General features: G+C 49.4%; 4 protein-coding genes. 3 read left to right on the forward strand and 1 reads right to left on the reverse strand.

Annotation, left to right across the window (positions count from 1 at the left end):
- Positions 1–154 precede the first annotated feature (154 nt).
- The 3 genes from JFT56_RS04150 to JFT56_RS04160 all read left to right on the forward strand — a co-directional run bounded on the left by JFT56_RS04150 (position 155) and on the right by JFT56_RS04160 (position 8,414).
- Positions 155–5,245 carry a S8 family serine peptidase gene (locus JFT56_RS04150; protein ID WP_198782448.1) on the forward strand — a complete coding sequence of 1,697 codons (5,091 nt, stop codon included), beginning with the start codon at positions 155–157 and terminating at the stop codon, positions 5,243–5,245.
- A gap of 185 nt (positions 5,246–5,430) precedes the next feature.
- Positions 5,431–6,579, forward strand: a complete 1,149-nt coding sequence (chrA, locus tag JFT56_RS04155; protein WP_198782449.1) for a chromate efflux transporter — start codon at positions 5,431–5,433, stop codon at positions 6,577–6,579.
- A gap of 170 nt (positions 6,580–6,749) precedes the next feature.
- Entirely contained in the window at positions 6,750–8,414 is a 1,665-nt protein-coding gene (locus JFT56_RS04160) for a methyl-accepting chemotaxis protein (protein WP_198782450.1), read from the forward strand.
- Between the two features lie 79 nt (positions 8,415–8,493).
- Here the strand turns inward: JFT56_RS04160 and fdhF are convergent, their stop codons facing one another.
- On the reverse strand, positions 8,494–12,759 hold the full coding sequence (gene fdhF / locus JFT56_RS04165; RefSeq protein ID WP_198782451.1) for a formate dehydrogenase subunit alpha: 4,266 nt from the start codon (positions 12,757–12,759) through the stop codon (positions 8,494–8,496).
- Positions 12,760–13,197 lie beyond the last annotated feature (438 nt).

Here is a 13,197-nt window from a genome sequence, read left to right on the forward strand (position 1 = left end):
CCGTTAAAAGTCTGTAAAAACTTAACAAGTGTACAAAATGATACATCAAAGCACTGTCCGAGCCTGTTAATGGAATGTTTATATGTTAAAGCGGATGTGAATATCTATTCAATATTCCACCCCGCCACAATAAATATAATAAGGAGTAAGGACTGTGAAGATAAGACTGATCACGAGTGCCATCGCCGTTGCACTCTATGGTGCGAGTAGTTTAAGCGCTGCAACGGATATGGGCACTGAACTTAGAATCCCAATCAATAAGTTACAGGCTCCAAATGTAACAGTTGAGCAACTAAAAAAATTAAAACAAGCGACCAAGTCATCGAATAGTATGCTGCTGGATGATGGCCTCAATGTGCAAATTAACCGTCAAGAGTCAAAATTTACCCGTGAAGAAGGCCTCAGCGGTGAGCAGGTTTATATCGTTCGACTGCATGAAAAGTCACTGGCAAATGCGGCCGTATCTGGGGTATTTACGCATCAGGCATCGACTAAGCATGCCAAGCTCTTTGTTGCGGGAAAGGCAGTTTCAAATCAAGTCGATAATTATAAAAGACAACTGCTTAACCGCCAGAATGATGTTCTGAATTCTATCACCGCACTAACGGGATTAACTGAGCTTCGTCGCCAATTTACCAATGCAATCAATGGGTTTTCAATTAAGATGACTCAGGAACAAGCCGAAGCTGTCTCAAAACTCGGCAATGTGGCCTCAGTGCAACGCTCTAAAACCTATGAGTTGTTTACCGATGCGGGCCCTGAGCTTATCCAAGCCGATAAAATCTGGACAGGAGAAGCCACAGCATCAGTTCCCTACAAGGGTGAAGGCATCATCATGGGGATTGTCGACACAGGGGTGAATACCGATCATCCCTCCTTTGCGGATATTGGCGGTGACGGTTACGATCACACCAATCCCTGGGGCGCCGGTAAATATGTGGGCGATTGTACTAAGGCAGGCTTCGATACGCTATGCAATGACAAGCTGATTGGTGTTCGCAGCTATCCGGTGATCACTGATACTTTCACTTCGGGTGAACTGGGGGCGACTCGTCCTGCAATTGGTGAGGATTATCAAGGTCACGGTTCTCATACTGCCTCGACGGCGGCGGGTAACGTATTAAAAAATGTTGATTTCTCTGTACCTCAATCGGGTGCTAGCGCCGATGGTGAAGTGGTTAAGGCTGGGCTTTTCCCGCAGATCAGTGGTGTTGCCCCCCATGCCAATATCATCTCCTACCAGGTCTGTTATCCGGATAACGAAATTTATCCCGGTTGTCCGGGTGAGGCGCTGATCGCAGGGATAGAAGATGCCATTAGTGATGGGGTCGATGTCATTAACTTCTCTATTGGTGGTCAAGATTCCCATCCTTGGAGTGACGATGTTGAACTGGCATTTTTAGCGGCCCGTGAGGCTGGTATTTCGGTTGCAGCTGCCGCGGGGAATTCAGGTCAAGCGAGGGGATATGAAGAGTATTTTGGTGCCATTGACCATGCGTCACCTTGGCTACTGAACGTTGCCGCATCAACCCATGCCCGTGAGGTTGTGGTTGAAACTAAGTTGACCGAGCCAACCGGTGGCAACGAAGCGCCTAAATGGACAGAGATTGTCGGCGGCGCCATTAACCAAGAAACTGTCACTGGGGTTGTCGTTAAGGCGGCTGACTACGGCAATGAGTATTGCGGAGAGCCTTTTGCCACGGGTATTTTCGATAGCATCACAGATGCCGATGGCAATCCAACCGATGTGATAGTGGTTTGTAAGCGTAACAGCCTGAGCGATGCCAACGGTATTGCCCGTTCGGTTAAAGCCGATAATGTCAAAGCCGCGGGTGGCGATGGCATGATTATGTACAACTATGCCAACGGCGATGCCATTGTCGGTACTGCGGCTTATTCTATTCCGAGTGTGCATATCGCTAAGGAAGAATGGGATGGTCGCTACGATAACGGCATGTCAGGTTATGGCCTTAGCGATTGGTTAGCTAAGGGAAAAAATCATGTGCTGACCATTGGCAATACGCGCATTGAGCGTGAGATACACCCAGAAAATGCCGATTGGCTCGCTGCGTTTTCGTCCCGTGGCCCAAGCCCATCGACGCCCGAAGCGCTTATTCCTGCCGTGGCAGCCCCTGGGGTCGATATTTATGCCGCTTATTCAGATGAGCATCCATTCTCCTCGGCACCCGCTTCCGGCGATTTTGCCTTCCTAAGCGGTACTTCAATGGCATCCCCCCATGCGGCAGGATCGATGGCATTGTTACGCCAAGCCCATCCCGATTGGAGTGCGGCAGAGATCCAGTCTGCGCTGACAATGACGGCAGACAATGTCGTTAAATATCGTCGTTTGAACCAAGCTAACGGTAAAGAGGGTTTAGCCTCAACCTATCGCGCCGGTACTGGCCGTATCAATGTGGCCAATGCGGTAAAAGCGGGCCTCATTATGGATGAAACTGCCGCCAACTTTAAAGCCGCCGATCCGAAAAACGGCGGCGCCGTGCATAAGCTGAATATTCCGCAATTAGTTAACTTTAGCTGCAAACCGACATGTCAGTGGGTGCGTACCGTTAAAGCCACTAAAGCGGGTTCATGGAAGGTTAGCCATGATGATGTGGTTAACTGGGCACTGGATATGCGTAGTCAGGCCGCTCAGAATGGGGTGACTATCAAGGTAACCCCTGAGGAATTCACCTTAGCGGCGGGCGAAACCCAAACACTGATGATTGAGGCATCCATCATGGATACTCAAGATTGGTTTAGTAATGCCGAAGTTGAGTTGCATTCCAATCTTGTGTTAACCGAAACAACAGGAGTGAGTCCAGAAGCACATTGGCCGATTGTCTTTAAGTACGATATGAACAATATGCCCGGACGTCTGCAGGCGACAGCCCACAGGAATGAAGGTAATTATGTCTTTAAAGGCATCGCAATACCGGCCACTGAAACGCCAGTTGGTCGAGTCTTTGAACCCGTTAAGGCCGACGTTAAAACCTTCACGCTTCCAAGCGATGATGATAACTACTACCCTTGGGCGAGTAATATCGATCCGAACGTTTCGCCGGAAAAGCGATTAGATGAAGCGACCCATAGTATCACTATAGAGGTGCCTGCTAATTCTAAGCGTTTGATTGTTGAATCATTTGGTGTAACAGAATCTCCGCTAGATGGCACTTTAGATAAGGGGAATCCGCTGGTTTATGTCGGTAAGGATTACAATGGCAATGGTAAACCGGATATAGATGAAGAGATATTGTGTCTGTCGAGTCATGTCCTGCTCGGTAACTTCTGTAATATCAACAACCCTGAACAAGGAACTTACTGGGCGGTATTCTATAACCCGAGAAACTGGTCATCCTTGGGCGTCGTCAACGAAACCTTCGAATATGCGACCGCAGTGGTAACAGACACAGTGGCGAGCGATTTTCAGGTGGCAGTGCCGAGTACCGATGGCGATAAACCTGTGGACGTCACATTGAGTTGGAACCGTCCTGACATGGTGAAGGGGGATATTTATTACTCTTCAATGGATTTTGGTACCTCTGAAGCGAATGCTGGCAATATCGGCAAGGTGGCCTTAAAGCTAGTGCGTGGTAATGACGATGTATCCCTAGATGTACCGCAAACTGCGGCGGTCAAAGGAGATAAAATCCCCTTTACCTTTGAAGTGTTACCCAACCAAAGTGGCGTCGATCGTCAGTTTACCCTATCGGCACAGATCCCAGAGGGATTGAAGTTGAAGGAAGAAGATGTACTGACCTCTAGCCAGAGCATCGTCAGTAGCATCAAGATCGAGGGGAATACGCTGACAATATCCGGGACTCAGCCTGATACAGGTTCGTTAACGCCTGACTATAAGGTCACAACGAATATCAGCGATGCCCAATGTCGTACTCCTAATTTTGGTAACACCAATCCAGGTGCTTATGTGGATCTAAAGGAATTTGACATTAGTCCTCTGTTTGGTGGCTTTGCATCCGTTGAATACGATGAAAATGGTATAGCGATAGATGGCAGTGATAACGATATCCTCACTCGCCAAGGTATAGTCGTGCCCATTTCTTCTATGTTCAACGGTGCCTACGATAGCTTCCACCTCTATAACAATAGCGAGGAACTTAATACAAATCGCCAAAATGCGTTGGAGTTGAGGGGGAACGGTATTATCACCCTTTGGGAGCAACCGTTTTTCTTCCCATTCCATTTAGGCTTTCCTTACAATGGCTTCCCTTACGAATCTATTGGCATGTTATGGCGCGGGGCATCCTTCACGGGTAGCCGAGACTTTATGAGTGTACCGCTCGATTCCGATTATTTAGATCCATCGGGTATCTCTCTGGCGAGTACGAATTCCGGATGGGGAATAGTTGAGTACGATAACGCCCGTTCCTATGGTTACCTAGGACGTGATGCTAACCGTGTCTACCAATGGGAGGAAAAGGATGATCGCTTCGATTTTGAGTTGATCTTCAACGTGAACACCCGTTTTGGTGATAACGAGCATGAGATGTACATGGTCTACGATAATATCGACTTTGGTTCACAGGATGGGCGTGGCGCTATCGGTCTGCAGGGCTTTAAAGGTCAAGTGTCTGGTTTTGGTCCTATTCAAGGTTATCTCGCTGAAAGTTATGGCTTCGATGATTTAAAGGACAAACTTAGCAGTGGTCTGGTCATTTGTTATGACTATGTCGGCCCTGAGTCTTCGCAGTTTGAAGTGACAGCTTGGACACAGGTTGAAGCCAGCGCGACGGGTAAAACCTTAGAGTTTAAGGCCATGAGTAGCATAGAAGGTATGGCCGATATTGAGATGAACCATACCATCACAGTGCCTTCAAACATTAGTCTGGGTAAGATTGCCGATCAGAGGATTGCCGAAAATACCCGCCTCGAAGACTTAGTCGTTTACTACGCAGATGAAGAAAACAGCGTGAACACTATCAGTGTAACCGGTGAAAATATCACTGCCGTCGTCAATGGCCATACTTCAGGTTCAACCGTCACTATTACCCCTAAGGCCGATTTCCACGGTGCGGTAGAAGTGACATTGACAGTGAGCGATGTTGAAAATCCGGCGGATGCGGCCTCAACTCGCTTTATGTTGAATGTTGAATCAGACGGTGTTGAACCGCAGCCACCGGTTGTAACACCACCGCCAGAGGAGACGAATAAGGACAGCGGCGGCGCCTTAGGTGGCTTAGCCATGCTGCTCGCATTGGGGGCTATGATTAGAAGAAAAACTCACTAATCATGGTGTTAACTTCCTAGTCAATTGATATTGATCCTGAATTTAGGATGCCGGCAAAGGGATTTGCCGGCTTTTTCATTGGGGCAATATCCATTCTATAAAGGGATTAGCAGGATTTAGCATTCATTAAACTTTCATTTTAGTGGCATAATCTTGCCTACTTTATGTCCCGCAAGGCAAAGCATATGTTACAGATATTCCTGCGTTTTTTGACTCTTGGCCTGATGAGTTTTGGCGGCCCTGCGGCCCATATAGGGTATTTTCGCCAGACTTTCGTTAATGAGCTCGGTTGGTTAGATGATAAACGCTATGCCAGCTTTGTCGCCTTAAGCCAATTTATGCCCGGTCCTGGGTCGAGCCAAGTGGGTTTTGCCATTGGTTACCATCGAGGCGGGATCTTGGGGGCCATTGCCGCCTTTATCGGTTTTACCTTGCCTTCTTTTATCCTGATGTATTTGCTGGCGGTGACGACCGCAGCGTGGCTCGCCAATGAGTATATGCAAGGGATAGTGCATGGATTAAAGCTACTGGCCGTGGTGGTGGTCGCCGATGCCGTGCTGGCCATGTTTAAGCAATTTTGTCAGCGCCATAGTGCGCGTATGCTGATGTTAGCTAGTGCGGCAATCATCTTAATGGTGCCCTTTTTATGGGTGCAAATCATTCTGTTAATCGTCGCGGCCCTCATCGGTGTGCGTTTTCTTAGTGCCACTGCTGACACGGATACGGCTGAACCTATTCGCTTAAATTACTTCTGTTTATTACTCTTTTTGGGCCTATTCGTTGCCAGTTTCTTTATGGTGAACTTAGGTTCAATGGGTGGCATTTTCGCTGAGTTTTATCGGGTAGGGAGTCTGGTCTTTGGTGGGGGACATGTGGTGTTGCCCCTATTGGAAACCGCCGTTGGCGATACCTTGGGGAGCGATCGTTTTTTAACGGGTTATGCTTTTGCCCAAGCTGTGCCTGGCCCTATGTTCACCTTTGCCACCTTTCTGGGGGCGGAAATGATGCTAGAAAATCCCTTTATCGGCGCTTGTATTGCGACGGCGGCGATTTTTTTACCGGGGTTTTTACTGATGTTAGTAGGCTTAAAAAGCTGGCATGCGATCGCGGCTAGACCTAAGATCGCGGGGGCACTTGCCGGGATCAATGCCAGCGTCGTCGGTTTGTTGCTCGCCGCGCTCTATCAACCTGTGTTTAATCAAGCGGTGTTTTCGGCTCAAGATATGGCCTTAGTGCTGCTAGGTTTTGGCGCATTGAAACTTTTTAAGCCCCCAATGCTTATCTTGGTCTTGGCTTTCAGTCTCTTTGGTATTGGTTCGACGTTACTAAGCTAAGTCGATTTGCTAAATCGATTCATTCAGTCGATTTGCTAAGTCAATTCGTTAAAAGGTAATTTTTACAATTAATCTTGGGATTTGTTATCTACAGCGCTAAGAATTTGCACTATTTTGGCTATACTCCAACCATACTAAAAAAAAGTGACACTACCCTGGAGTTAGCAAGCATGTCGAATTTTAGCCTGCGTAATAAATTACTATTGTTATCGCTTTTCCCTCTGATTTTGGCCTTGTTTGTGTTGATGTCGGTTTCTTATTATGTTGAAAAAGAAGCCCTTAACGATGAGGTTACTACCTTCAAAACCAAACTGGTTGGGGAGCGTAAACAACAAATTAAAGAAGCAACCGAGATTGCCGCTGGCATAGTGCAATACCAATTGTCTTTAAAAGAACAGGGCAATGTAAACCAAGCGCTGCGGGATATTCGTTTTGGTAGTGCGGGTTATTTCTTTATGTATGACTCCCAAGGGAAGAACATTTTCCATGCCCTTATGCCCAATTTGGAAGGGCAAAATAAAATCGATATGACCGATCCCCGCGGCACTAAAATCATCGTCGGTTTACTCGATGCGGCTAAACGTGGTGATGGTCACTTTTCCTATTATTATCAAAAACCCAATACAAATGAACAAATTGAGAAGCTCAGTTATGTGATCATGGTACCCGGTACCGACTGGATGTTAGGTACTGGGGCCTATATCGACGATATCGAGGCTGTGGTTGAGGATTACCGCCAAACTGTTACTGAGCAAATGGTCGATAAATCCTTTGGGATCCTCTTGATCGCACTGTTATTGGCCGCTGTGACTGCGTTTATTATCATGGTCGCAGCCCACCGTATGGTAGTGCCTATTAAAAATATGGCCGACAACCTCAATGATATCGCTAAGGGGGAAGGGGATTTAACTAAGCGGCTCACAGTGAAGGGTGAAGATGAAATTGCCCAATTAGGTCTGTCCTTTAACTTATTTGTGGACAAGCTACAGACCATTATTGGCGATGTGGCTGGTGCGACCGATAGGGTGAAAGCTGCGGCCAATGCGATCCACGATCAGACGAAAGTGATGTCGAGCCAACTCCTGAGCCACAACAATGAAACCGATCAAGTAGTGACTGCTATTACCGAAATGTCATCCACCGCGAGTGAGGTGGCGCAAAATACGACCCAAGTGGCAGAGGCGACTCATGCTGCAACCGGTGATGTGGCCAATGCCCAGCGCTGTGTCGACGCGTCACTGGAAGAAATTGCCGCCCTGATGGAGCAAATCAACCATGCCGCGGGCAGTATTCAGTCCCTAAGCGAGCAATCCCAGAAGATTAACAGCGTACTTTCAGTAATTGGCGGGATTGCAGAGCAGACAAATCTATTAGCCTTAAATGCGGCGATTGAAGCCGCGAGGGCCGGTGAACAGGGCCGAGGGTTTGCCGTGGTCGCCGATGAGGTGCGTAACTTAGCCAGCCGCACCCAAGCAAGTACCTTAGAGATCAACGAGATGTTATCGGCACTGCATAAGTTGGTATCGCAGGCGGTTAAAACCATGGAGGAGAGCCAACAGAGCTGTGTGCGCTCGGTGGAGTCTTCCCGCGCGATTTCCGAAAGCTTAGGTTCAGTCACTTCGGCGGTAACGGCGATTAATGATATGAGTACCCAAATTGCCACGGCGGCAACCGAGCAAAGCTCAGTAACTGAAGAAATTAACCGCAATGTGTACGCCATCCAAGAGATTGTGAATGAGCTGCTCCATTCCAGCGAAGATGCGGCAAGAGTCAGCCAAACCGTTTCCCAGGAAGGGACGAATCTTGGCAAGTTAGTCGGTCAGTTTAAGATTTAACTCCTCAGTTGAGTCTATAAACATAAAAAAACGGGAGATGACATATCTCCCGTTTTTTATTGCACCGCTTAAACCTCGTTTAGCCGCCGCGATTTGCCACCTTCTCGGCTTTGACCGCACATACCTTATATTCGGGAATATAGGCCACGGGATCGAGGGCGTTGATGGTGAGCTTATTGGCCGCTGCCTCCACAAAATGGAAGGGGAGGAACAGCACCCCCACTTGGGCGCGTTTAGTCACAAATGCATCAATCTCTATCTCACCGCGGCGGGTACTGAGCTTGATTTTATCGCCATTATTAATCCCAAGCTGCTCGGCATCATAGACTGAAATCATCACCTTAGGTGAGCCAAGCAGGTCAAGCCCGGGTGTTTTACGGGTTAACGTACCCGTATGGAACTGCTCCAGCAAACGCCCGGTCGAGAGGGTGAGTGGATAATCACCGCAGGGCATTTCAGCGGGCATGCGATAACCCACAGGGGTGAATAGCCCTAAACCACGGGTAAATTGACTTTGATGCATAATAGGTGTGCCCGGATGATTTTCATCTGGGCATGGCCATTGAATGCCTTGGGGAAGATGGCCTTTAGCATCCGCGCTTAATCTTTGCCAACTAATGCCCCGATACTGTGGAGTTAATAGATTGATTTCCTGCCAAATGGCTTCTTCATCTTTGTAATCCCAGTTGGCGCCCATGGCATTGGCAATGGCTTGAATGATTTGCCAATCGGCCAGCGCTTCGCCGGGTGGTTGTAGTGCTTGTTCGAGTCGCTGTACGCGCCGTTCGGTATTGGTAAAGTGGCCGCGCTTTTCGACAAAGGCGGCGGCGGGCAAGACCACATCGGCAAGCTCGGCGGTTTCGGTTAAGAAGATATCCTGCACCACGAGAAAGTCGATCTGGTTAAGCGCCCTTAGCACATGGGCCTGATCGGGGTCGCTCAACACGGGATTTTCGCCCATCACATACAAAGCCTTGATTTTCCCTTTAGAAATCTCATGCATCATATGGGTTGCCGTGACGCCTATCTCCCCCGATAGCGGCGTTTGCCAGTGGGCCTCGAAACGCATTCTGGCGTGAATATCGGTGACTTTTTGATAGCCAGTAAAATAGTTGGGCAGCGCCCCCATATCGCAGGCGCCCTGCACATTACTCTGGCCGCGCAGTGGATTGATCCCGGCCCCCGGCACACCTATATTGCCGCACAGCAGTTGCAGGTTCGCGATGGCGGTGACGTTGTCATGCCCCGTGGTGTGTTGGGTGATGCCCATGGCGTAGTAAACCGCCGTTTTTTGCGCTGTGCCTATGGTTCGCGCGATGCATGCAATATCCTCGGCCTTAACCCCAGTGATAAGGGCGGCACTTTCTAGGCGATAATCCTCCTTGGCAAGCTCAGCATAGAGCGCCTCGACGCCTTCGGTGCGCTCGGCAATATAGGCTTTATTCTGCCAATCGTTACGGATAATTTCCGCCATAATGGCGTTGAGCAGCATCACATCCGTGCCGGGTCTGTGGGCAACATAAAGCTCTGCGCTATCGGCAATGGCGACCCGTTTGGGATCGGCAACGATCAGCCGTGCACCCTGTAAGCTGACGGCTTGTTTGATTTTTGAGGCGATAATAGGGTGGGCACTGCTTGTGTCCGACCCTAGGATAAAAATCACCTCAGAGTCTTGAATGCTGGGAATATCATTGGTCATAGCGCCGCTACCAATGCTCTGCTGCAACCCCGTGACTGTGGAGGAATGGCACAGGCGGGCACAGTGGTCGATATTGTTGGTGCCAAGGATGCTACGGATAAACTTCTGCAGTACAAAGTTATCTTCATTGGTGGCTTTCGCCGAGGCTAGACTGGCGATTGCATTACTGCCATCTTGCTGTTTTATCTCACTTAAGCGTTTCGCCACATAGGCAATGGCTTCGGGCCAACTGCAAGGCTGTAGCTCGCCATTTTTACGAATAAGTGGCGTTGTTAGGCGTTTTTCGCTGTGAATAAAATCGAAACCAAAACGGCCCTTAACACATAACATGCCTTGGTTTACGACCGAGTCCTTATTGCCTTCGATATGGCGGATACGATTAGATTTTTCATCGATTTTAAGATCGAGTCGGCATCCCACGCCGCAGTAAGTGCAAATCGTCGATGCGGTTTTAAGGGCTGTCGTGTCTCCTTGGCGTTTGTCCCGCGCATCCACTAGGGCGCCCGTTGGACAAACCTGCACACAGTTGCCGCATTGCACGCATTGGCTGTCGGCCATCGAGGCGCTAAAGCCGACCCTTGGGGCCGTGCGTTCTGGCGTTGCGGCTAACTCCCGCGGTATGGCTTGGTAAGAGTCATGGTCAAATTGAATGGCGCAGTGGCCACTTTGCTGCTGGCACACATCAACGCATTTGCCACAGCTGATACAACGGCTGGCATCAAATTGAATGAAAGGGCTCGACTTGTCCACGCTAAAGTGGCGAGCCCCTTCGGTGTTGAGGGTTTTAGCTTCAACATGGTACTCGGTCGCATAATCCCGCAGTTGGCAAGCGGTATTGGCTTGGCAGGCGCACTCGAGGCAGCGTGCCGCCTCTTGCATGGCGGCATCGGGGGCAAAGCCTAATTCGACTTCACCGTAGTTAAGTAGCCTTTGCACCGCGGTTAATTCGGGCATTTTCAACCGAGGTTTAGGGGCAATGTGGCGATAAAGCTCGGTTGGCACTTCGGGGTCAGTGGTGCGGCTCAGCCCCTTAGTCGAATTAAATTCCTTAGCATGTAGCTTGCAACTTAAGCCAATAGTTAACATTTTATCTATGGCCTGTGCCGCCTTGTGTCCATCGCCAATGGCGGCAACGGCGGTGGCGGGGCCGCGTCTGGCGTCTCCAATCACAAAGAGTTTTTCAACACCTGATGACATAGTATGTTCGCAGCCAATAAAGGTATTCCAGCGACTGAGGGCGAGTGTGCCTTGGCTGAGTTGGCTTTGGGGATCTTGCAAAAAGCCCATATCTGGGGCCTGTGATACCGCGGCGATCACAGTATCAAAGGCTTGCGTAAAGGTTTCGCCGGTATCCACTGGCGCACGTCTGCCCGAGGCATCGGCTTCGCCGAGGGCCATTTTGCTGAAGGTGACCGACTGGACTCTGCCGTTGGCATCGCTGTGGTTTTCAACCGGATTAGTTAAAAAGTGGAACTTCACTCCTTCAACTTCGGCCTCGTGTACTTCGTAGGCTTCGGCGGGCATTTCGGCGCGGGTGCGGCGGTAGATTAAGGTGACATCAGCCCCTTCACGCACCGCGGTTCTGGCACAATCTATGGCAGTGTTACCGCCGCCAATCACGGCGACTTTCTTGCCGAGTTTGAGTTTTTTATCTAGGCAATGATCTTTGAGGAAATCCACCCCAAGGTAGCAGCCGTCGAGTGTGCTGCCGGGGTAATCCATAGGCACGGCCTTTTGGGCGCCAATGGCGAGACAAACGGCATCAAAATTGTCCACTAATTGAGTTAACTGGATTTCATGGCCAAGGCGCATCTGGGTATGAATAGTTAAACCATTACGACACAGCAGCTCAATTTCTTTATCGAGAATCGCCTTAGGTAAACGATATTCGGGAATACCATAGCGTAACCAGCCGCCAGCCTGTGGCATAGCTTCAAAAATCTCCACACTATGGCCTTGGTTTGATAAGTAATATCCCGTACTTAACCCCGCAGGACCTGCGCCGATAATGGCCACTTTTTTACCTGTATCGGCAAGGCGCGGAGGCATATAACTCATGCCGCCATTTTCTCCCTCGGCTAAATCCAGATCCGCGGCGTGGCGCTTAAGCTGGCGAATGGCAATGGGCTCATCGACGAGTCCGCGGCGACATTCGGTCTCGCAAAAGGCGGGACACACACGGCCAATCGATAGCGGCAGCGGCAGGGTTTGTTTAATGACTTTAACCGCTTCGCTGTGGTTGCCTTGGGCAATATGGTGAAGATAGCTTTGCACATCGACCCCAGCGGGACAGGCTTGCTGGCAGGGCGCCTCACAGTCGGCAAAATGATCGCTTAGGATCTTAGACAGGGCCTGTTGGCGTTTTTTACTGAGAAATTCCGATTGGGTAATGACCCGCATCCCCGTCTCGGCTTGGGTTTCACAGGCGCGAACACAGCGCAGGCTGGCATCGGCATTTTCAATTTGGACCAGGCACAAATTACAGGCTTGTTTATCCGAATGTGGCTCAAGGGCGAGTTGCCTTGAGGCTGGGCTTTGTTCGCATAAACTGGGGATAGCAATACCCGCCGCCCGCGCCACCTCTAGTAGTGTGTCGGTTGGCTTGGTCGACACGACTCGTTGATCATCAATTTGAAGTTCTATCATCCCATGGCCTTTTATATTTGTAGGGTACTTGCTGCAATGGCGCTGGGCCGCAGGCTTAGGTCGCTTCGAGTATACCCAGACTGTTTTAGAAGACGCTTATGGGCGGGGGAAGTTTGATACTGAATTGCAGCTTGTATCACAAACTCATTTGAGACTGTGCTCTGGCGGGGTTTTGTTACTCGATTTCTGTGACTTATTTGGCATATATCGGGCGCCTAATGGGGATTGTTATTGATAGTTAACCCATTTTTAGGCGTGTTCTCAAAATTGTTCGGCTAAATTCACTTAAGATCACGGTATTCGCTAAAGGATCTTTGTTAGTCTCCCCCCGAGGGCTGTGGCTATTATGGTTGGAAAATAATCGGTTAAATCCCATTTAATAAACGCTGTGGCCTAGGTTTACAGGCATTGTTAGGTTAAAATCCGCGGTTGCATACT

Source organism: Shewanella putrefaciens (assembly GCF_016406305.1).
Lineage (GTDB): Bacteria > Pseudomonadota > Gammaproteobacteria > Enterobacterales > Shewanellaceae > Shewanella > Shewanella putrefaciens_C.